Origin of the sequence: Haladaptatus halobius, from assembly GCF_020618475.1 — an archaeon.
In the GTDB taxonomy this organism is placed as follows: Archaea; Halobacteriota; Halobacteria; order Halobacteriales; family Haladaptataceae; genus Haladaptatus; species Haladaptatus halobius.
Genome location: NZ_CP085337.1, coordinates 464,805 through 485,097, shown reverse-complemented (window position 1 = coordinate 485,097; position 20,293 = coordinate 464,805). Strand labels below are relative to the sequence as shown.

Here is a 20,293-nt window from a genome sequence, read left to right as displayed (position 1 = left end):
ATGTCACTACTCACTGTCGAAAACTTGACCAAAAAGTTCGACGACGTCACCGCGGTTCAGGACGTTTCATTCGATGTTTCAGACGGTGAATTCGTCTCGATCATCGGTCCGAGCGGCTCAGGGAAATCGACGATACTGCGAATGATTGCCGGATTCGAAACGCCGACCGATGGGTCAATTCGACTCAATACGAGTGAACTTATCGGCGTGCCACCGTTCGAACGGGACATCAACATGGTGTTTCAGAACCTTGCCCTCTTCCCTCATCTGACGGTCGCAGAAAACATTGGGTACGGTCTCAAGCAGACTGGAGTGAAGAAAGCCAAACGCGCAGAGCGAACCAAAAAAATGCTCCAGATGGTTCACTTGGACGGATACGGTTCCCGCTCCCCTAACGAACTGAGTGGTGGTGAACAACAACGCGTCGCTCTCGCACGTGCGCTCGTCAATGAACCAGAGTTGGTCCTGTTCGATGAACCTCTTTCGTCGCTCGATAGGAAACTTCGGCAGCACATGCAAGCGGAACTCCAGCGGATTCAGTCCGAGACGGGAACGACGTTCCTCTACGTGACGCACGACCAGGAGGTGGCTCTGTCCGTCTCGGATCGACTCGTCGTACTGAACGACGGCGAAATTGAACAGATAGGTTCGGCCGAAAGTCTATACGAAACGCCAGAATCGGCGTTCGTCGCGGATTTTATCGGCGATGTCAACCAGGTACCGGCCGTCGTAATCGAGACAACTGAAACCGAAATCACAGTCGAAGTTCAGTCAGAGCGCGTTTCATTCGCTCACAATGGGTCGTCACCCGTTTCGTCCGGTGACAAAGTACGTGTCTGCGTTCGTCCGCATAAAGTGACGGTATCGAACGCTGATACCGAGAACCACCACCTCGAAACGAAAGGAACGGTTCGGGAGCGAAGTTACCAAGGGAGTGATGTCGTCTACGTAATAGAAACTCCGTGGGGACGGCTGACCGCGAATGTCCGGGGTCAAAAATTCGCGGTCGATGACGACGTTATCGTCGGTTGGAATGCGGATGACATGCACATCTTCCCGGCCAAGGAAACACCACCACAGGAGGTTGTGTGATGGCAAATGCTACACGCTCGGACGAGCCATCGGAGGCGGAGAGTTCTATACAGAGTCTTCTACGATATCTTCGAGAGCGCCCTCGTCTCCACAAAGTGCTTATCGTCGCTCCGCCACTCACTGTCCTCACGCTGTTTTTCGCACTGCCTCTTCTGTCGATGCTTATCATTTCATTTCGACAGGGACAGATCGACGGTCCGTTCACCCTCCAGAACTATACTCAGTTCCTGACGTCGGACACCTACTTGACGGTCGTGTGGCGAAGCTTGGTCATTTCAACCGAAGTGACGGCTATTGTCACCGTCATTGGGTACACTCTCGCATACAGTATCGTCCGCTTCACTCGTTATACGACGTTCCTGCTCTTGCTCGTGATTCTCCCGTTCTGGACAAGTTACATCATTCGAATGTACGCATGGATTAACATTCTTCAAAGCGGTGGCGTGCTTGACTCCGTTCTTTTGCTGATGAACGTAGTCGATAAACCAGTCGGGTTACTGTACAGTCAGGAGGCCGTGCTGATCGGATTCGCATACGTTTGGCTTCCTCTCGCCGTCTTACCGTTTTACGCATCGTTGACGAACATGGATCCCGCACTCATCGATGCAGCGAAAGACCTCGGGGCTGGGCCGCTCAAGGCATTCTTCACAGTGACGCTTCCGACGACTGCGAACGGGGTTATTACTGGAATTCTCCTAGTCTTCATTCCCACTTTCGGCTCGTTCATCACGCCGCGATTGCTCGGCGGTACCAGTAACGTGATGATAGGGATGGTGATAGAAGAACAGTTCAAATCTGCATTCAACTGGCCGTTTGGTGCAGCAATTGGAATGATTGTCACGATTCTGGTCGTTACCTTGCTCATCGTCGGTGCACGTGCCGGCGGTAACCTTCTTGCACAGGGGGATGACACACGATGAATCAACTGAATCGGATCCTTCGGCCCGTCGAACGAATCATCCACCGATATGGCTCGCATTTGGGACGTCTTGCGATGATTCTCGTCTTTTTGTTCCTTTGGCTTCCAATTGGCGTTCTCGTGTTCATGTCCTTCGCAAAGGGAGGCGTCTTGGCTTTCCCGCCGAAGGAACTCACCTTCCAGTGGTACATTACATTCTTGAACAACCAGGCTGCGATCAGCGCCATCGTAACGACGCTGAAAATAAGCATCGTCGCATCGCTCATTAGTGTTGTTCTCGCAACGTTGATCGCGTATGCCGTCGACCGATTCGCCTTCCCCGGAAAAAATGTCCTCCAGTTGCTTGCGACGCTTCCTATCGTCGTTCCCCTCGTCGTCACCGGAATCGCGATGGTATTGTTCTTCGGTGCAATCAACTTCCAGGAAGGGTACTGGTCGATTGTCCTCGCGCACGTTATCCGAACGATTCCGTTCGCGACGCTCGTCATCCTACCGACGTTCCTGACCTTCGACCGACAGCTCGAGGAAGCGTCGAAGGACCTTGGAGCGAATGAGATCGAAACGTTTCGGCAGGTGACCCTCCCAAGTGTTCTCCCCGGCATTATCGCGGGTGGATTGCTGGCATTCACGCTCTCGTTCAACGAATTCGTTTACACCTACTTCGTCAAGGATTCGTCCACCACGACGCTACCCATTTATATCTGGAATCAAATCCGCTATAACGTGACACCAGAAGTAAATGTCATCAGCGTCGTCTTCCTCCTTCTCGCCGTCTCACTCGTTCTCATCGCCGTCTCACTAACGCGAGTGGAACTACTCACCCGGCGATGAATCCCCCATCTACAGTTTGATTCCGCTGCGACTACCGAACGCTGGCGGTCGTTCCCTTCACAAATGAACAACGTGAGCGAAGAGTGAAGACACAACGCCATGGTTTTACGGCCGAGCGACGAGACAGCTCACGCCTCAATCATACCTGTTGATAGAAATTCCACGGTAGCGTCTGCGAGCACCGCCGTCGCCGTCAGGACATCCAGCCATTCTATAGTTTCGTTCGGGAAGTGGGCTTGTTTGGTGACATCCTCGCCCGCCGTAAACAGCGGGATTCTCTCGCTGATGAAAGATAGTTGGAATTCCGGCGGCGATGTAGTGGCGCGAATCGGTCCCGTACGTTGCTCCGCGTGGCTCCGTGTCGTTCAGTCCTCGTGTTTCTCATTGCTGTTTGTAGTGCGGTAGCGATCGGTTCGTCCGAAGCAATTTCGGCGGATTCGAACTGTATTGCTCTGCGCTCGAATGTAGGCGGATGCTCCGAAAGCCAATCGCGTCATCGACCGCCAACGTCCGCGACATCTTGTAACTTACACCGGAAACGCGCTCGGTTATCTTCTCCATGACGCGATAGCTGTCGTTCTTGTACGCATAGCCGTAGTGGGTCGCGACTTCGCGATAGCCGAGTTGTGCAACCATCACGTCATTCGTCTTGGCGACGTCAGCTCGGTCGTCGTGATGCGAACCTGGTCACCTGATGAAGGTTTCTCACTAGTGGATTAGAAGCGGACAACCCAGTTCCGATATAGAATACACCTTGTGAACTACTCCCACCTACCGCGTTCGGGCTTACCCAGCCCTCAGTTGTTGAGGTGGGAGTTTCCTGTTTCTGTGTCAGAACGTGCAGAAACCGTTTCCACAGCGGTTCCAGACTCCGCAGGCGATTTCCCTTAACAGGGGGTTCGGAGTGTCCCACTCCTACCGGATGGACACTCGACTGCCGCGACCGATGCACGCTTTTTGTCGCGTTTGAACACCGGACGCATTGGAGTGAGTGTCTTACTACCCCGGACGACAGCGACGGTAGTAAGGCTTTGCCGTTCAGTGAAAATGACCAAAGACGGCGGGTGTATCCGTACTACTCACTCTCTTCGGTCGTTCGTTGAGGAAGAGGGCTTACCCACCTGCAATTCAGCTAAAAGGGGATATTATACTAAAATTTAAGAATTTGGATTAAGGTAGGGGCGCACATCTACAACAGATTTAGTCTTGTGGGCCTCGTACGCAGCTTCAGTCAATGCAACAACAATTTGTCCAAAGGATCCTGGAACCGTTGGTGGGTGTTCACCACGGACTGCTTCGATGAAATCCTGCAATTTCTTCGTCAATAGTGTTTGAAAGTCGGTTTTGCCATCGATAGGTATCTTCTCTGGTGACTCTCCTCGTTGAGTTACAGTCAAGACATCCTGTCCGTAAGTCAGGCGTCCCTTCGTTCCCCATATGTTAAGTCCCTCATAGGTATCCGGGTCTTGGACACCATCTGCAGTGACGGTGACGCTAGCTGTTACTGGTCGACCATTGCGCTTGAGTTCGACTGCTAACGAACTGTTTACATCAACACTATGTTCTTCATAGTCCATCACAGCGGAGACAGAAACGGGTGTCGTTCCTGTCGTCCAAAGGAGGGTATCGATGAGATGTGACCCGGAGTCATATAACTGACCACCTCCTGAGAGGGCAGGATCAGTTCGCCAGGCATCAGGGAATTTTCGAATCCAGTTCTGTCCCATATAACAGGAAACGGTGTGAACTTCTCCAAGTTTTCCACTATCGATTATCCCCTTGATCTTTGAATAGACCGGATGATAATGCCGCTGATACCCAACGACAAGCACTCTATCACGCCGTTGAGCAGCAATGACGAGATTTTGTGCGTCCTTGGCATCCGTCACTAATGGTTTTTCAAGAAAGACATGGAGATCATTCTCCAAACAGGCCATCGCCTGTTCGTAATGAAGTGTGTGAGGAGTGACAATGTTGACTGCATCGAGTTGGGATGCATGTTCTCGAAGCATCGTCTCATAGTCCTCATACACGGGAACATTGAACCGTTCTTTGAATTGGTCACGACCATTCGAAGCAATGTCAGCTCCAGTGACAATTTCGACGCCATCCATTTCATTGTAGGTATCTAATTCGTACCTGCAGAGCTGCCCAAGTCCGATCGCAGCAAGTTTGACAGTCATGCAGTTTCACCTCCCGTGTTCGTAATCGTCGGGAGTTGTGTACTATGACGCTTACAGTTGAGAAGCGCCTCTCCAGTATCCGTGGCAAATATATGAATGCTATCTTCAGGGAATTTGAGTGATACTCTCGCACCTTCCTTGGCCTCATATTCACCCGGAACTGCAGCCGTCACTTCTTGTCCTCCAACAGTGAGATGAAGGAAGTTTTGGTCACCCATTGGTTCAACCACCTGGATGGTACCGGCGAACGTGTTGAGATCTTCCGTTTCCACGATTTCAATGTCCTCTGGGCGAATCCCGAGCGTGACATGGCGATAACCTGCAATTGCTTCTCGAAGGCGATCTGAAAGGCGATAATTGACTTCGTTTCCGACCAGTTCGTCCCCATTCACCTCAAGAGGGAACAAGTTCATCGATGGTTCGCCAATAAAGTTTGCTACGAACAGATTTTCCGGCTCATAATAGCATTCGAGTGGCGTTCCGACTTGCTGTAGTTGACCACCGTCCAGAACAGCGATGCGATCACCCATCGTCATTGCTTCAGTTTGATCGTGGGTGACGTACACTGTCGTTATCCCGAGTTCCGACTGCAACTGTTGGATTTCTGTCCGCATAGTCGTTCGGAGTTTGGCGTCTAAATTCGAGAGCGGTTCGTCCATCAAGAACACTTCCGGCTCGCGGACGATTGCACGCCCGAGTGCTACTCGCTGCTGTTGCCCACCTGATAGTTCTTTAGGTTTGTCGTCCAACAGATCCTCTATGTCGAGCATTTTGGCAGTTTCTTGTACGCGCTTGGTTCGTTCCTCCTTCGAGAGATCTGTCGTCATTTTCAACCCAAATCCTATATTCTGTTCTGCCGTCATATTTGGATACAATGCATAGTTCTGGAACACCATTGCGATGTTGCGTTCTTCGGGAGTTTGATCGGTGACGTTTTCACCACCGAAACGAACTTGACCTTTTGTCACCGGTTCGAGACCCGCCATACAACGGAGTGTGGTTGATTTACCACACCCCGAAGGGCCAACTAAGACGAGAAATTCTCCATCGGCGAGTTTGATATTGAGATCATCCACTGCAACAATTCCATTATCACTGGTACTTTGATACTTCTTCGTCAGGTGGTCGATTTCTATTGTTGACATTATCTTTCGTCTACTTTGGCTTCTGATTTTTGTGATCGATTTGCGAATCGTTGCTACTCGTAGGAGTGAACGGTTCGGAATTCATCCTTTGATTGCTCCCTCTACAAGGCCCTTGACAAAGTACCGCTGTAACCCGATGAACATGATCAGTAGTGGTAACATCGCAATAACACTGGCTGCGGAGATCACTCTCCAGTCTGTCGAGTATTGACCTTGGAAGGAAAATAGGCCGATGGAGACTGTATAGAGCTCTGACTCTCCAAGAACGGTAAATGCCATTACGAACTCTGCCCACGAAAAGACGAAGTTGAAAATGGCCACCACTGCGATACCTGGACCCATTGATGGTAGGAGGATGTAGATCAGTGTTTGTAACCTATTGCAACCATCAACACGTGCTGCTTCATCGAGTCCGGATGGAATTGTATCGAAGTAGCTCTTTAAAAGCCATATCGAGAATGGTACTTGCAGACCGATGTACAACAGGATGAGTCCAAAGTGTTTATTGAGCAGGTTCAACTGCGCCATCATATTGTAGAGCGGAATTACGATGACAACCGGTGAGATCATCTGGAACAAGAGAATCGCAAAGAGGGCGTGTTTTCTCCCTCTGAAATCGAATCGGGAAAATGCGTACGCTGCAGGCACTGCGATAAGGATGATACCGATTACCTCCAACACGGCAATTTTCAGTGAGTTAAAGATCCAGGTCACCATCGACGAATCTTGTAGCACCTGTCGATACGGCTCGAACGTGATTTGCTGAGGAATTAGCTGCACTGGGTAGGTGAGCACTTCACCAGGAAGGCGAATGCTCATCGAGATTACCCAGAAAACTGGGAACAAGAAGAAAACCATCCCGACAGCGAACACAATATAGGTGATTGTAGTGTAAGTCGATAGTTCGTCGACAGCCGAGTGTATCCGAGTTTCTGTACTCATTTCAGAACTCCTCCTCGTCAATGAACAAGCGCATATAGATAATCGTCATCACGACGTTTACCAGCAACATCATAACTGCTACTGCAGCAGCTTGCCCCAGATTGAATCGATTGAACCCTTCAAAATACATGAAGAGGGCAAGCACCTCGGTTGCGTGTCCAGGACCACCTCCTGTGAGGCTCATTATCATATCGAAGGTATTGAGCGTATAGATAGTGATTAGGACGAGATTGATGAACACGACCGGCTTTATTTGTGGTAGGGTGACGTACCGGAAGCGCTGTAGCGCTCTTGCCCCGTCCACTCTCGCTGCGTCGTACAAATGTTGGGGCACTTGTTGAAGACCAGCATATAGCATAATCATCGAAAATGCTGTCCCTCGCCACGTATTGGCAGCAATCGTTGAGAGGAGTGCCATCTGTGGGTCGGACAGAAATGAGACGACATGAAATCCAGATTGTACGAGAAAGTAGTTCACGATTCCATAATTCGTCTCGATGAGCATGATCTTCCAGAGAATACCAATTACAATACCTGGAATGACCCATGCAGATAGCACTGCAACACGAGTCGATACACTTCCATATAGATGCTTTTTAACGCCATAGTTGATCGCGAGGGCGAGTATCATTCCCAAAATAATCTGGAGAATAACGCTAATAGCGACAAAAATGACCGTCACCTTTGCCATCGTCCAAAACGACGGTGACGAAATAACTTGCTGAAAGGCTTCTAATCCGACATATTGGTAGTTCTCAGGGTTCATGAGGCTCATATTCGTAAAGCTCATCCGAATCGCCTCGAGAAGCGGATAAAGTCGGAAGGTCAGCAGGAACAATATCGCTGGGAGAATCCACGTAATTGGCGTATTTAGAATCGGCTCTAAGCGTCCTGTAATGGCTGCTAGTACGTCATGAGCACGTTCCGGCAGCTGTTCTGTTTGTACTGACATGAATCAGACCACTCTCCTTGGAGCATTTGCATGCCAGTTATTGGCTGATCGTCGCCATAATCCTGAATATTCTTTCAACATTGTTATGGCTATTGCTCTGTCTTAGCTGTTATATTGCGAATTGACGTTCTGAATCATCGTGTTCACTGCCTTTTCGGGAGAAGCTTGTCCAGTAATGACTTTCCCAGCAGCAGTCTGCCATTCCGAAGAGATAGTGAGATAGATCGGGTAGCCTGGTCGGGCACGACCATTTTCGAGCAGTTTTTTATATACTTGCATGTACGGGTCTTCCGAGAAGTACTTAGTTCCCTCGTAGACCGACTTTCGAGTCGGTAAATTACCCGATGCTTTACAGTACGTCGCCATATTTTCCTTCTTTGCGTACATCCCAGCGAAATCTGCAGCGGCTTTTCGTTTTTGTTTATCCGAGGCGAACACACCCTCAGTCCATCCACCTGTTCCCGTGGAATCCATATCAGCTTTCATCTGCGGGATTTTTGCAACCTTCCAGTTTTTCCACGTTTTTTTATCCGTTTTCTGCTTCATTACCGTTATCTGCCAATTCCCTCCGAGGAACATCGCAGTTTCTTCGTTCAATGCTGCTTGCCGGAGGAGCGCATAGTCATTGATATTAGCAATGCGCTTCGGAGTTACTCCTGAGTCGATAGTTCGCTTGAAAAATTTGAAAACATTAAGAAGTGCTTCCTTATTTTTACCATTGCCCATGACGGGTTTCCCTTGGTCATTTACAAGATCACCACCCTGTGCCCAGAACATGGCTAAGTTATCGAAGGTAGTAGCCTCCCATTTTCCTCCGTTGTACATGTATCCGTTCATATTCTCCTTTTCTTTGATAGTTTTGCCCACATTGATGAGTTCGTCCCATGTCTCTGGTGGCTTTCCATCATTATATTTATCCATCAAGTCTTGTCGATAGTACAACGCTCGGCAATCGGTGTTTTTCCAAACAGCTTTCCACTCTCCGCCTTGTACCATCACATCTTTCACAAAGGGATACCAGTCGTCAGGATCTTCAATAGCGTCAGTCACTGGCTGGAGATCTTTGTAGAAGTTAGGCACCCAAAAGGAATCTACTTGTGACATTGACGGTGCGCTTCCTCTTGCGACTACCTGGAGCAACTTTGTTTTCATTTGCTCAAGGTTTGTCTGGTACTCGATCTGCATGCCAGCATCTGAGTGATTCTTCGCCCACGTACGGAGGAATTTTTCAACGACTTTTGCTACTTCTTTGTTTTCTGTAGCAGTGTGAGATTGATCAGGAAGCATCCAGTAGGTTAGTGACGTTTTAGCGTCATCAGATCCAATCTGATCCTTCGTCACTAACTTCCCTGATGATTTATCGGATCCACCACCGAGACAGCCGGCGAGACCGCCTAGAAGGGCACTCATCCCAGTGGCGGTACCTAGTTTTAATGCAGTTCGACGTGAGAAATCATCGGTTGTGGCTTGTTTGCGCATGGCGTGAAGCTAGTAACCATATCTGCCTTATACTATATTAACCTTTCCCCGAGTTAATGACTCACCTAGTGAATTGATCCTTTAGCCACTCCAAGAGTTAACCAGTTTCATCTTCACTGTAGTAGTAACCGATTTATCCTCTGGATCGTTATTCCTCGATACCAATGCAGCAGACATCATCTCTGCAAGCACTCCAGAATGCAGGTTTTACACAATATGAAGCGGAAGTTTATATTGAAATTTTAAAACGTGGATCAGCCCCTGCTATTGAACTTGCAAATGCGAGTAACGTGCCAAAATCTCGTGTCTACGATGTTCTCAGAGAACTTGAGTCCGACGGTCACATTGAAATTTACAAACAAGATAACTTGCGGGCACGGGTTTTAGACCCCGATGCAGTCATTACAGATCTCCGGCAACGAGCCGAGTCATTTCAAGACACAGCTGATGAACTTGATGATCTGTGGGATGCGCCCGAACTTACCGAGAACAATTTGACTGTTGTCAAACGACTTGAGACAGTGATTGAACGCGCTAAGCACTATATTCGAACTGCAGAAAACGAGGTGAGGTTAGCCGTCTTGCCCAAACAGTATCACGAACTCTGTCCAGTGCTCCACGAAGCTCATGACCGAGACATATTTATTAAGCTCTCTCTCTCCCCGTCGAGAGATGGTTCTCTTCCCGCTGAACGTGAACTTGACTTTGAGAATACTACGTCGGAGGTGTGCTTTCGTGAATTTCTCGCTCCGTTTGTTATCATCGTAGATCATTCGAAAGTTTGTTTTGCTCCACAACGTGGGGATGGAACTGAATTTGGAATCATAGCAGATAATCGATCACTTACGTATGTGTTCCATTGGTACTATCAGACATCATTATGGGATTCCCTTGAAACAGCCTATTCCGTCCATGATACTTCGCCTCCGATTACGTATGTAAATATCCGACAATGTGTCGCTGATATTGCACCACTTTTCCACGAGGGGGCGACTATTCAACTCTCCGTACAAGGATTTGATACAACAACGGGGGAAAAAAGGAACATCTCCGGACGAATTACTGATATGATTTTCTCGGGCCCTATTACTGATAATGCTTATCCGTCCCTTTCTGAAGTTTCTGGTCAGGTTTCGATATTTGTTGATGATGGTAATAACACTTTCAGCATTGGTGGGTGGCTTCCACAAGTCGAGGATATTGAACTGCAGCGATTGACTATCCAATCGATCGAATTCTCTGAACAAGCTTAAAAATCATGAAACGTCATTATATTCTTTGATCATAGATTGGAAGGAGTAAATTCCATAACATCTTCTATAGAGAAACACTATATTATATTGTGGTTGTAGGAAACATTATATTGATGCACCATAATTACCATCATGCACACCATGAGAAACAATCGATGTCTAACTTCACGAAGAGAGTTCATAAAGCAGAGTGTGGCTGGAACGGGCATAGCGACCTCTTTTGCCTTACCAATGATTACAGGAAATGTTCATGCGAGAGATTCAGCTGCAAAACCAGGCCATTTGAAGTCTGTCAGTCGATCAGAGAATATTAACCGTGCTATAGCTGCATACGATGCCCTTCAGCAGTACTTTTACAAGGAAAATTCTAAACTCTATTTAGAGGAGTATCCAAACCAAAGCGACAATCCATACAGCTATGTTTGGCCATTCTCACAAGCGATGGCTGGCACCGTTGATTTATTCGGGATCCGGAATGGGAGTGTTGGTGCAGACTATGCTGATGATGTGCAAGATCGTCTTGACGCATTAGAACTCTATTGGAACCCAAACAAAGATCCAAAAGGATATGATTCGTATGTCCGACCACCATACGGAGGTGGTGGGGACATCTTTTATGACGATAACGAGTGGATCGGTCTCGAGCTAATTCAGTTATACCGAATGACGGGTGACCAACGGTTTCTTAGACGAGCACGTCAAATTTTCGACTTAGTAGTCCATGGATGGGATGACGATCCCTCGCATCCCAAGCCTGGCGGCGTATTCTGGACGCAAGCTCCATGGAGTGATGACCGCAACACTGTCTCGAACGCACCTGGAGCAGAACTTGGTTTGCATCTCTATCAATTAACGGATGAGGATGAGCGGAAACAGTATTATTTGGGTTGGTCTAAGCGTATGTATGATTGGGTTAATGAATATTTACAGGCTCCAAATGGACTTTATTGGGATCACGTCAATATGGACGGCACAATTACAAAGTGGATTTTCACTTACAATCAGGGAACGATGATTGGTGTCAACGTTCTCTTATACGAAATTACTGAGGAGGAATCTTACCTTACTGAAGCCGAAAGGATTGCCGATCGCGCACTAGAATACTTCGGTAAAGCAAACCGTCTTTTTGAAGAAGACATGGCATTTAGCGCAATTTTCTTCAAAAACCTACTTCTGTTACAGAAAATCAAAAATAATCCTAAATACCTCAAGGCCATGCAGAAATATGCTAATGAAATTTGGCAAAATGCCCGTGATCCAGAGACAAACCTGATTAAGCGGGGCGATGACCCGACCCATTTGCTTCAACAATCTGCTTTCGTGCAGATTAATGCATCACTTGCCTGGGTCAGACCAGATTATATCAACCTAGCATAAGTTGTATTTTCACCTTTTGTTTGCTGTTGTCCCTTGAGTGCTTCTGTGATCGTGGTTGCAGTATCATATAAATTACCAAATCAACGGCTCACGGTCGGGCGACTGCCCCGGCTCATCAGAGCAACTTGAGGAAGATGGGATTCGTGAGTGCTACCATATCTCTGTTTTGTTTACGGATCTCGACTCGTACGAAATCGGTGGCTTTCGCATTCGTGTTGTAGGTCGTTTTCTGTTGTTTGCTCTCTATCGGCACTATCTTCATAATGCTTTCTTGCGTGTGGAACGTCGCTTCGGCGCCAGAGGCTCCGGTCACTTCAAGCGTTATTTCGACCGGCGTTTCCAGACGAGTTTCGAGGGTCTCACCAATCGAAGCCTCGCCGACGTTAGATTCGGCTGTCAATGTAACCGTTACATCGTCTGATTCAGCAATATAGGCGTGGCCGTCTGCAAGTGCAGTTATGATCCCGTCAGGCCCAAGTCGGTCTGCCCGCACGACCGTCTGTGGGCGGCCTACTACGTCACCTGGGTCGTGTGCATCGCTCGCACCGACAGCAGGGAGTGCTTGACCTTCACGAAGCATTCGATCCCAGGTTTGAACTGCAGCTTCGTCCTCCCAAGACCATGGCCCGTTCCACACCTCGATTGCGTCCATGAGTTCATAGGTAAACCGCCAGTCACAGCCTTTGTATGGGCAGAATGGATGGTTAGCGACCGTGATGCCGCCGACATCATGGACATCCTCAATGAATTGATCGAGGACGCCATCTTCCGGCTGATAGCGCCAGTCAATCCATTGGCCGGGATCCAAGCCGATTGCGTTGTAATGGCCCGCCCGTGTCGTGACTTCCTCGCCGTCGATGATGAGTGGTCGCCTATCTGAACTGGTGTATTTCCCCCACACCAGACTCGCAGTCGTCGTACTGTGCTCGGTGGAAACAATGAAATCAAGTCCATTGTCTCTCGCACCTTCGATGATGTCTTCTGGTGTATAGTCGCCATCAGAGTGGACTGTGTGAAGGTGAAGGTCGCCGCGGAACCATCCGGCGGTGTCGGTGAGTGGGTCGTTCGATGCAGGTGTCGGCTCGAACGTCGGCCCTGGCTCGCCTTCCCGAAAGGTGATTTCAATCGTATAGTCGATCCCCCCCGCACCGACGCGGTAGGGTCCAATAATGACGTTCCAAGTGCCAGCTTTAATCTCACCGGGATAGTAGCCAGGTGTTGCCTCCGAGCGCGAGAGCATGAATTCGGTGCGCTCGCCCCCCGACCATCCACGGAACCCATCCGCATTGCCAAGGTCGTATCCGCTCGGATCAAAGATACCGATGTCAAGCAGGTTCTTCTGTGACTTGTTGTAGTCGTAACTGATGTGAAGTTCGGTCACATCGTCAGACACGTCGAACGGAACGTACACCCAGTTTGGGGTATCAGGTTCGATGTGTCCTTTAATCCGTTTCTTGCGCTCTTTCGGTTTCGATGCAGTGACCTCTTCGACGGTTACTGTTGCCAGACTCAGTGCCCCGAGACCACCCATTGTTTGTAACATTGTTCGGCGCGTATGTGAATTCTTACGTGTCATATTGTACCAAATCTCTCGTTATTTGTTGCAATAGTTCTGTATAATAGATCTTTGTAGATAACTATATAAATAATTAACCCCCGATTTAGTTTATATTATTTATATGGCCATAAGTGGTATGGTTACGAAAATCAGATCACACTGTCGTAACCCCTTCAGACAACCAGCGTAATCAGCCTCAAATCGTTTCTCTAACGAGTACACGTTTAGAGAGGGGGATCTGTTGCCCATCTGCGGCTCCATGGGGACAAAAATAGATTCTATATTGAGATCACCAATAGATGGTGCGTTCCTGATGTTGTGCTGAATAGAAGGCGCGTATCTCGCACGGCTGATCGGTACGGATTGGTCGATAGCTACACCCCGTGGAAATATTGATAATCCTATACCACCTATTGGTGAGTGATAATGAGCGTGTCCACCCCTCTTACAGTCCATCGGGTAAACGAACTCGTGATGGCGAACCGAGTAATCAGAGCACCCTACTACGATGCCGACCACGACGAGGGGGTTCGTTTCACGGATCTGGATAGGGGGCTCCAATGGGGTGCCGACGTCATTCCAGCCTTGATGGGTCTTTTCCGGGTTGAGCAAGACACCCAGGACGACCACCCCGACGGCTGGGTGGGCTTCGCTCGCCACTGGCGAGGAGAAACGTTGCGGCTGGACTTCGACCTGTTTTCTGAACCCGAGGAGCTAGACTCGATCTTGGTCGTGACTGCGATATCAGGCCGAGAGGGAAAGAAAACCATCGTGGACGAGAATTTCGGCGAAATCAAGCTGTCAGACCAGGTTCCGACGCAGGAGGAATGGGAGGAACGGCAAAAACGGTACCAGGCGGCACGGAGGAAGGATGATACCGATGGATCGGCAGCGGTCAAGGCGTATATTGCAGCGCTGCCGGGCTGGAAGAGTGAAGTTGCGACACAATTCGACGAGATAATTCAACACGAAGTGTCCGATGTGCGCCGCGCCGTGAAGTATCACCAGCCGTTCTATGGCGTCGAGGATCAAGGATGGTTCGCGTCATTCAGTGCGTTCTCGAAACACGTGAAACTGACATTCGTGTGCGAATCGTACCTTGAGCCAAAGCCGCCCAGTGGGACGGGTCCGGATAGACAGGCACTGGATCTGAAGGAGACGGACACGCTGGACGAGGAGCAGGTAGCTTCCTGGGTCCGGCAAGCTGCCGACAATCCGGGGATGGGTTGGTGAGGAAGCCCGCGCCTGTGTAATGACCTTGACATCCTCCCCGCCCTGAAGGGCGAGGATTCCCGACCGCGTTGAGATATTAAGGTTCGCGATTCGCAACCTGTTCTCGTGGGGCGAAACCACCTTCATGACAGTCGAGCAGGTAGTTTCGGAGCATGGCTAAAACCGATTGCTCTCTGGATCAAGGAAGAGCTCTGAGATCGCTCAAGACTGAAGATGAACTGCTCACTTCCCGGATCGAGGTAGCGCCGTCGCGGATATATTTTTGACTTGGGCCGTACTATTCTGACTATGGAACCACGGATCACCGTTATTTCATTGGGGGTCGGCGATTTAGAAGAATCACTTGCCTTTTATCGTGATGGGTTAGGTTGGCCTACTGAAGGTATCGTCGGGACCGAATTCGAAGGTGGAGATGTTGCTTTCTTCGCATTAAACAATGGCTTGCAGCTCGCACTTTATCCTAAAGATCAAATTGCGGAAGACGCGAATGTTGATGGAGCGGTGACGAGTTCAGCGGAATTCACCCTCGGCCACAATGTTGAGTCGAAAGAGGAAGTCGATGTAGTAATGATGGCAGCTGAAAATGCTGGAGCGGAGATCACAGACTCACCTCGTGATCGTGTCTGGGGCGGCTATTCAGGGCACTTTAAAGATCCTGACGATCACTTATGGGAAGTTGTTTGGAATCCTGAATTAGAAATCGAAGAATAGATTGATCTCCTCAGCCAACCTTCTTAATATGTGAAGTTATTAATGGTCTCCACTCTACATGCATGTTCTGTTGATTGGTTGACTCAATCTCAACAAATCTGGAAATGAGTCACGCATTGAAATCATCCTCCAAGGTCGTGATAGTAGATTGGACAACAGGACAGTGTCTACGGATAGATCTCGGCGGGCGGAAAAGTATATCTCCTGTTGGGTCCTCTATACGTAGGTCATGGAACGATACGTCGATGGATACGTTCTCTCCGTCCCGAACGATAAGATTGATGCCTACCGCGAAATGGCCGACGAGGCCGGACAGCTCTGGATCAAACACGGCGCGCTTGAGTACTTTGAAGGGGTTGGAGACGACATGGAACCCGACATGGAGGGCATGACGATTCGAACCTTCCCACAGCTCGCCGAAACCGGGGAGGATGAATCGGTTGTGTTCTCGTTCATCGTGTACGAGTCTCGGGAGCACCGCGACGAGGTGAACGCGAAGGTAATGGATGATCCTGCCATGGATGCAGAAAACTTTGATGAGGAGATGCCCCACGACCCGGAACAGATGGCTTACGGCGGCTTCCGCTCCATTGTCAGCCACGCGAAGTGAGGAACGAGCCTAAAGAGGCATATTTGTTCGTTCCCCGATACTAATACAGATCCGGCTGCCGCCAACGGAGTCTTCGCATCAACTGACTATGCGAAATTCGTATTCCTACTGAACGGTACATTCACATCAGACAATAACGGAAGCGAACTACTCCCCCCTACCGCGTTCGGGCTTACCCAGCCCTCAGTTGTTGAAGTGGGAGCTTCCTGTTTCTGTGTCAGAACGTGCAGAAACCGTTTCCACAGCGTCCACAAGAGCTTCGCTCTTGTGCGGTCCATCAGAACCGTCGGTTCTGAGGACGGTTCCAGACTCCGCAGGCGATTTCCCTTGACAGGTGGTTCGGAGTGTCCCACTCCTACCGGATGGACACTCAACCACCACGACTGATGCACGCTTTTTGTCGCGTTTGAACACCAGACGCATTGGAGTGAGTGTCTTACTACACCGTTCGAACGCGGGGGTAGTAAGGCTATGGCGCACAGTGATAGTGACCAAAGACGGCGCTGTCTCCCCACCCTACTCGCTCCCTTCGGTCGCTCCTTGAGAATGGAGGCTTAGCGCCTGCATACAGCTAAGGCACGCATCAAATCCAACCTTCGAGGTTGTTTGGCGACCTCAGTTTCGGAGGAAAGGCTGTTTCACCATTTGATTCGCATAAATCCTGGCCTACCCAAGTGAAAATTAGTATCATTGACTAGTCAGTATCGGAAGTAATAGAATGCATATTACGGCGTCAACTATGTGAATACTGATCAAGGTGATGATCGCGGCAGGGGTGTGTCCCGGCCCACTCCCGTACAGCATTGCAACATCTGGAATTATCGAGAGGGTGAGGGCTACAACGGCTAGCTGGCGGTAAAGGGAGATGGGATTTTGACTATACCGAGCTACCACTACAAAAGTGAGGACAGCCACACTGACAGCGACAATAGTGACCGTAATGAGGTGTCTCCACATCAAATGATGGAACGAAGGTGAGATATTGAATATCGCCAACGAGAACTCACGTATTGCGATGTTAGCGACCACCGACGTGGCGATCACCATAGGCCCGACCCACCACAGTCGGGATAGAGAAATGGGCTCTTGTCTCTCGGTACTTCCTGCAGAAAGAATTGCGTCTCCCATGATCAGTCTCCCATGCCCATGCTCATTTGAAAGTACGTTACTGAAACCTCAATCGGAGCGCATCTATTCCGCCCCTCTGTCGGATTTATAGCGAAGTAGCGGAGGGCAGTTCCGACGCTGCCGAACAGCCCTGTGTCAAATTGGTTGTTCTGTTTCGTCATAGATCGTTTAGTTCTACTAATAAACGAGAACCGATGGAACATGGATTCGCCGCCGGAGGTATTCGGCTCACTTAAATAAAGGGGCCAGTATTCCTCTTATAGAGTTTATCGAGGAGGCGAACACATGACGGGAAGCCACTCCACCAAATTACCCGAGCGACGAACTGACGAGGACTACAGGAATCAACAGACAAATACGCGAACGAGGTATGCAACAATACTCTTGAAAATAGACGACGAGATATCCCCCGAAGGTACATCAGTATCACGAGAGTACCTCCATCACTTTAATCTCGTCGACGATGGAACAATCGTCATGCTCCATCATTTCCGGGGGGAACTCGATCAAATCAATGAAGAACTTGACACAGCATCAGAGGTTCTAAACTACGATATCGTGGGTCAGGGAGATGGTGAGGGCTTTGCGTATGTCCATTGTGAACTCACTGACCCTGTTAGATCGATTGTCTCGACGCTTCACAAATTCGAGGTCATTCTTGACACTCCTCTAGAATTTTGTGACGGCGGTTTCGTCAAAGCGACACTAATCGGCGAAGAACCGTCACTCCGGCAGTCGCTCGAGGCACTCTCCGATATTGTTGAGATACGTCTCCAGAAGACAGGTGAGTATCATCCTGGGATTCAAGATCTCGGAGCTACACTGACGAACCGGCAGCATCAGATGCTGACAGTGGCCGTCGAATTGGGTTACTACGAGGTGCCGAGACAGGCAACGCTCGAGGATATCGCGGCGAAAGTGGATCGTAGCCGGGCAACCGTTGGTGAACATCTCCAAAAAATTGAGTCCAAGGTTCTTTCACGCCTCGTTTGAGTACCTCATTCTACGACTGCACACGTTGCAAATGACAGACGACAGTGAGACGGAATCACCGACGTGATTTATGAGTTCACTCGGCTACTTTGATGTCCCGAAAATCTCCGGCAGTGGTGTTAATCACCTTGACCACGCCTAATCGAATATGCCATTAGATGCCAGAAAATCGGGTCAATCTCATCTGAGACTCCCCCGATTGGGATTGGAGATGAGTCCCACTGAGATCCACTCCACCGAACCGGGAGTGCCATATCCAAAGACAGACACCATAGCGAATGGTCCTCAATTTCAGCCAACATGGTGGTCGTATTGAATCCGAAAAACACTCTGTTGGATCGGATGTTCGGGCGTCCGCGTGGGCTCCTTGGTAGAATCGGAGGACGACTATTGGCGACACGCGGAAAGCGCAAAATGGCCGAGTGGGTATTGTCAGAGCTGGACGTTGAGCCAACTGACCACGTCATCGAGATTGGATTCGGTCCGGGCATTGGTATTCAATCGGCAGCTGCCAGAACTCCAGATGGCTTTGTCGCTGGCGTTGATTACTCTGAGGTGATGGTTGAACTCGCATTAAACCAGAACGCAGAGGACGTTGAGGCCGGTAATGTCGAGCTACGATTTGGTTCAGTTGATGACTTGCCTTACGAGGATGGAACCTTTGATCTGGCGTTTTCTATCAATTCGATGCAAGTCTGGCCCAATCCCATCGAGGGTCTTGAGGAGATACGTCGGGTTCTGAAGCCGTCTGGTCGAGTGGTGCTTGGCTTCACACCGAGTGCCGGTCAATCATCTGATGAATTACAACCACTTCTCTCAGATGGAGGGTTCGACAACATTCGAATTGAGGAGAAGGAGATGGGAATCTGTGCTATTGCATCGAAGTAGTTTCTAGTGATGGTCAGTCGACGTTTTGTAGGGACTTTCAGCGGTGATATTAAGTACTTCATGGGAAAAATTTGCATAAATTTTTGATAGAAAGGGGGTCTATGTGTGAACTACCCCGCCCTTCAGGGCAGGGCTTCCTGCTTCCACGAAATGCTTTTTTACGACGGTGTGTCGCACAGTGAAAGTAAATCAAAGACGACGCTGTCTCCCCGCCGTTTACGGCGGGGTTTTAGCGCCTGCAATTCAGATAACGAGCTCTTGTTAGTTCTTCCTGGATTTAGCGGTTTGATATGCGACACCAGCACCTGCTCCGAGGACGAGTCCTGCACCAGTCATTCCTGCTGCTGCGCCTACTGCCATGCCTAACCCTGCCCCAATTGCGATCCACTCAATGCCGTTGTCAGATTCTTTGGCAGTATCGCTCTTCGCCATACAACTGCTACACTGAAACGGATGATAACTATAGCGATTTTCCTACTACCCTATTCATTCAATACCTGCTCGTTCTGCGATTCTGACTCAAATCGCGATGAGGTTCTGTAAGAATCATTGCCAGACTATTCGCCAGCACCAATGAGAACTACGAGAAGCCCGCAGACCACCAGTACGTTGTCTCTATCGACGACGTGACCGAAAAACTGATGGCCTGCACCTGCCCGCACCACGTCCACCGCAACGCTTTCTGTAAACACATGGCCGCTGTTGTGAAGGCGAGCAACGATGGGACGCTTGAGGCCTTCCCCTCGGAAGACGGCGAAGCTGAACAAGAGAAATGCGATTGTGACGGGCTCAATGGCTTCCCGTGCTGGCCGTGCGTGAGAACGGGACGGAAGGAACTGCCGAACTAACCTCCGTTCACTCGTTTTTTGATATTATACTGGATGGCTGTGATCAGTCCAAAGAGATTATTTCCCATCTGTGACACTGACTAAATTGCCTCACTTACACTCCACTAGGCGCTACTATATCTTCGCTGCGAGCCTAAGCTCTAGTGGAGGA

The 20,293-nt window shown here is 49.4% G+C and carries 20 protein-coding genes; 11 read left to right on the top strand and 9 right to left on the bottom strand.

Annotated elements, in window-relative coordinates; all coding sequences use genetic code 11:
- Genes LIW51_RS26145 through LIW51_RS26135 form a run of 3 tightly spaced genes read left to right on the top strand, consistent with a single transcriptional unit; the run spans position 1 to position 2,842 of the window.
- Positions 1–1,092 (top strand): ABC transporter ATP-binding protein, encoded by a 1,092-nt coding sequence (locus LIW51_RS26145; RefSeq protein WP_227378386.1) that lies wholly within the window; start codon positions 1–3, stop codon positions 1,090–1,092.
- Entirely contained in the window at positions 1,092–2,012 is a 921-nt protein-coding gene (locus tag LIW51_RS26140; RefSeq protein ID WP_227378385.1) for an ABC transporter permease, read from the top strand. The genes LIW51_RS26145 and LIW51_RS26140 overlap by 1 nt, the downstream gene beginning before the upstream one ends.
- Entirely contained in the window at positions 2,009–2,842 is an 834-nt protein-coding gene (locus tag LIW51_RS26135; protein ID WP_227378384.1) for an ABC transporter permease, read from the top strand. Before LIW51_RS26140 ends, LIW51_RS26135 begins: the two co-directional genes overlap by 4 nt.
- 381 nt (positions 2,843–3,223) lie before the next feature.
- On the opposite strand, the gene LIW51_RS26125 is transcribed toward LIW51_RS26135, so the two are convergent.
- From LIW51_RS26125 to LIW51_RS26100, 6 genes are all read right to left on the bottom strand, one after another.
- Positions 3,224–3,478: a hypothetical protein gene (locus tag LIW51_RS26125; RefSeq protein ID WP_227378383.1), complete on the bottom strand. Its 255-nt coding sequence runs from the start codon at positions 3,476–3,478 to the stop codon at positions 3,224–3,226.
- Between the two features lie 521 nt (positions 3,479–3,999).
- A complete protein-coding gene (locus LIW51_RS26120) occupies positions 4,000–5,025 on the bottom strand; it encodes a Gfo/Idh/MocA family protein (protein WP_227378382.1) in 1,026 nt (341 codons plus the stop codon).
- Positions 5,022–6,170, bottom strand: a complete 1,149-nt coding sequence (locus LIW51_RS26115; RefSeq protein WP_227378381.1) for an ABC transporter ATP-binding protein — start codon at positions 6,168–6,170, stop codon at positions 5,022–5,024. The genes LIW51_RS26120 and LIW51_RS26115 overlap by 4 nt, the downstream gene beginning before the upstream one ends.
- An 81-nt stretch (positions 6,171–6,251) precedes the next feature.
- Complete coding sequence (locus tag LIW51_RS26110) at positions 6,252–7,112, bottom strand: carbohydrate ABC transporter permease (protein WP_227378380.1); 861 nt, start codon at positions 7,110–7,112, stop codon at positions 6,252–6,254.
- 1 nt (position 7,113) lies between these two features.
- Positions 7,114–8,064, bottom strand: coding sequence for a carbohydrate ABC transporter permease (locus LIW51_RS26105; protein ID WP_227378379.1), 951 nt, complete (start codon positions 8,062–8,064; stop codon positions 7,114–7,116).
- 102 nt (positions 8,065–8,166) lie between these two features.
- The gene (locus tag LIW51_RS26100; protein ID WP_227378378.1) at positions 8,167–9,543 is read right to left on the bottom strand and encodes an extracellular solute-binding protein; all 1,377 of its coding nucleotides are present in this window, start codon (positions 9,541–9,543) and stop codon (positions 8,167–8,169) included.
- Positions 9,544–9,707: 164 nt separating this feature from the next.
- Between LIW51_RS26100 and LIW51_RS26095 the strand changes: the two genes are divergently transcribed.
- On the top strand, positions 9,708–10,796 hold the full coding sequence (locus LIW51_RS26095; protein ID WP_227378377.1) for a TrmB family transcriptional regulator: 1,089 nt from the start codon (positions 9,708–9,710) through the stop codon (positions 10,794–10,796).
- Positions 10,797–10,988: 192 nt separating this feature from the next.
- Complete coding sequence (locus tag LIW51_RS26090) at positions 10,989–12,173, top strand: glycoside hydrolase family 76 protein (protein ID WP_227378376.1); 1,185 nt, start codon at positions 10,989–10,991, stop codon at positions 12,171–12,173.
- A gap of 115 nt (positions 12,174–12,288) precedes the next feature.
- On the opposite strand, the gene LIW51_RS26085 is transcribed toward LIW51_RS26090, so the two are convergent.
- Positions 12,289–13,704 (bottom strand): CehA/McbA family metallohydrolase, encoded by a 1,416-nt coding sequence (locus tag LIW51_RS26085; RefSeq protein WP_227378375.1) that lies wholly within the window; start codon positions 13,702–13,704, stop codon positions 12,289–12,291.
- Positions 13,705–14,157: 453 nt separating this feature from the next.
- Between LIW51_RS26085 and LIW51_RS26080 the strand changes: the two genes are divergently transcribed.
- The 3 genes from LIW51_RS26080 to LIW51_RS26070 all read left to right on the top strand — a co-directional run bounded on the left by LIW51_RS26080 (position 14,158) and on the right by LIW51_RS26070 (position 16,285).
- Positions 14,158–14,964: a DUF1801 domain-containing protein gene (locus LIW51_RS26080; RefSeq protein WP_227378374.1), complete on the top strand. Its 807-nt coding sequence runs from the start codon at positions 14,158–14,160 to the stop codon at positions 14,962–14,964.
- Positions 14,965–15,252: 288 nt separating this feature from the next.
- Positions 15,253–15,675 carry a VOC family protein gene (locus tag LIW51_RS26075; protein ID WP_227378373.1) on the top strand — a complete coding sequence of 141 codons (423 nt, stop codon included), beginning with the start codon at positions 15,253–15,255 and terminating at the stop codon, positions 15,673–15,675.
- A gap of 229 nt (positions 15,676–15,904) precedes the next feature.
- Positions 15,905–16,285, top strand: coding sequence for a DUF1428 domain-containing protein (locus LIW51_RS26070; protein ID WP_227378372.1), 381 nt, complete (start codon positions 15,905–15,907; stop codon positions 16,283–16,285).
- A gap of 687 nt (positions 16,286–16,972) precedes the next feature.
- Here LIW51_RS26070 and LIW51_RS26065 read toward each other — a convergent pair.
- Entirely contained in the window at positions 16,973–17,413 is a 441-nt protein-coding gene (locus LIW51_RS26065; protein ID WP_227378371.1) for a DUF6069 family protein, read from the bottom strand.
- A gap of 285 nt (positions 17,414–17,698) precedes the next feature.
- Between LIW51_RS26065 and LIW51_RS26060 the strand changes: the two genes are divergently transcribed.
- Positions 17,699–18,406, top strand: a complete 708-nt coding sequence (locus tag LIW51_RS26060) for a helix-turn-helix domain-containing protein (RefSeq protein WP_227378370.1) — start codon at positions 17,699–17,701, stop codon at positions 18,404–18,406.
- Positions 18,407–18,820: 414 nt separating this feature from the next.
- On the top strand, positions 18,821–19,294 hold the full coding sequence (locus LIW51_RS26055; RefSeq protein ID WP_227378369.1) for a class I SAM-dependent methyltransferase: 474 nt from the start codon (positions 18,821–18,823) through the stop codon (positions 19,292–19,294).
- Between the two features lie 261 nt (positions 19,295–19,555).
- Here the strand turns inward: LIW51_RS26055 and LIW51_RS26050 are convergent, their stop codons facing one another.
- The gene (locus LIW51_RS26050) at positions 19,556–19,726 is read right to left on the bottom strand and encodes a hypothetical protein (RefSeq protein ID WP_227378368.1); all 171 of its coding nucleotides are present in this window, start codon (positions 19,724–19,726) and stop codon (positions 19,556–19,558) included.
- A gap of 194 nt (positions 19,727–19,920) precedes the next feature.
- Between LIW51_RS26050 and LIW51_RS26045 the strand changes: the two genes are divergently transcribed.
- A complete protein-coding gene (locus tag LIW51_RS26045; protein ID WP_227378367.1) occupies positions 19,921–20,142 on the top strand; it encodes an SWIM zinc finger family protein in 222 nt (73 codons plus the stop codon).
- Positions 20,143–20,293 lie beyond the last annotated feature (151 nt).

What these genes read in the sequence shown, in the direction of transcription:
- LIW51_RS26105 (WP_227378379.1), bottom strand. Translation starts at nt 8,064, where the DNA reads ATGTCAGTACAAACAGAACAGCTGCCGGAACGTGCTCATGACGTACTA.
- LIW51_RS26120 (WP_227378382.1), bottom strand. Translation starts at nt 5,025, where the DNA reads ATGACTGTCAAACTTGCTGCGATCGGACTTGGGCAGCTCTGCAGGTAC.
- LIW51_RS26115 (WP_227378381.1), bottom strand. Translation starts at nt 6,170, where the DNA reads ATGTCAACAATAGAAATCGACCACCTGACGAAGAAGTATCAAAGTACC.
- LIW51_RS26145 (WP_227378386.1), top strand. Translation starts at nt 1, where the DNA reads ATGTCACTACTCACTGTCGAAAACTTGACCAAAAAGTTCGACGACGTC.
- LIW51_RS26135 (WP_227378384.1), top strand. Translation starts at nt 2,009, where the DNA reads ATGAATCAACTGAATCGGATCCTTCGGCCCGTCGAACGAATCATCCAC.
- LIW51_RS26140 (WP_227378385.1), top strand. Translation starts at nt 1,092, where the DNA reads ATGGCAAATGCTACACGCTCGGACGAGCCATCGGAGGCGGAGAGTTCT.
- LIW51_RS26060 (WP_227378370.1), top strand. Translation starts at nt 17,699, where the DNA reads ATGACGGGAAGCCACTCCACCAAATTACCCGAGCGACGAACTGACGAG.
- LIW51_RS26125 (WP_227378383.1), bottom strand. Translation starts at nt 3,478, where the DNA reads ATGGTTGCACAACTCGGCTATCGCGAAGTCGCGACCCACTACGGCTAT.
- LIW51_RS26055 (WP_227378369.1), top strand. Translation starts at nt 18,821, where the DNA reads ATGGCCGAGTGGGTATTGTCAGAGCTGGACGTTGAGCCAACTGACCAC.
- LIW51_RS26080 (WP_227378374.1), top strand. Translation starts at nt 14,158, where the DNA reads ATGAGCGTGTCCACCCCTCTTACAGTCCATCGGGTAAACGAACTCGTG.
- LIW51_RS26095 (WP_227378377.1), top strand. Translation starts at nt 9,708, where the DNA reads ATGCAGCAGACATCATCTCTGCAAGCACTCCAGAATGCAGGTTTTACA.
- LIW51_RS26075 (WP_227378373.1), top strand. Translation starts at nt 15,253, where the DNA reads ATGGAACCACGGATCACCGTTATTTCATTGGGGGTCGGCGATTTAGAA.
- LIW51_RS26070 (WP_227378372.1), top strand. Translation starts at nt 15,905, where the DNA reads ATGGAACGATACGTCGATGGATACGTTCTCTCCGTCCCGAACGATAAG.
- LIW51_RS26085 (WP_227378375.1), bottom strand. Translation starts at nt 13,704, where the DNA reads ATGGGTGGTCTCGGGGCACTGAGTCTGGCAACAGTAACCGTCGAAGAG.
- LIW51_RS26050 (WP_227378368.1), bottom strand. Translation starts at nt 19,726, where the DNA reads ATGGCGAAGAGCGATACTGCCAAAGAATCTGACAACGGCATTGAGTGG.
- LIW51_RS26100 (WP_227378378.1), bottom strand. Translation starts at nt 9,543, where the DNA reads ATGCGCAAACAAGCCACAACCGATGATTTCTCACGTCGAACTGCATTA.
- LIW51_RS26110 (WP_227378380.1), bottom strand. Translation starts at nt 7,112, where the DNA reads ATGAGTACAGAAACTCGGATACACTCGGCTGTCGACGAACTATCGACT.
- LIW51_RS26065 (WP_227378371.1), bottom strand. Translation starts at nt 17,413, where the DNA reads ATGGGAGACGCAATTCTTTCTGCAGGAAGTACCGAGAGACAAGAGCCC.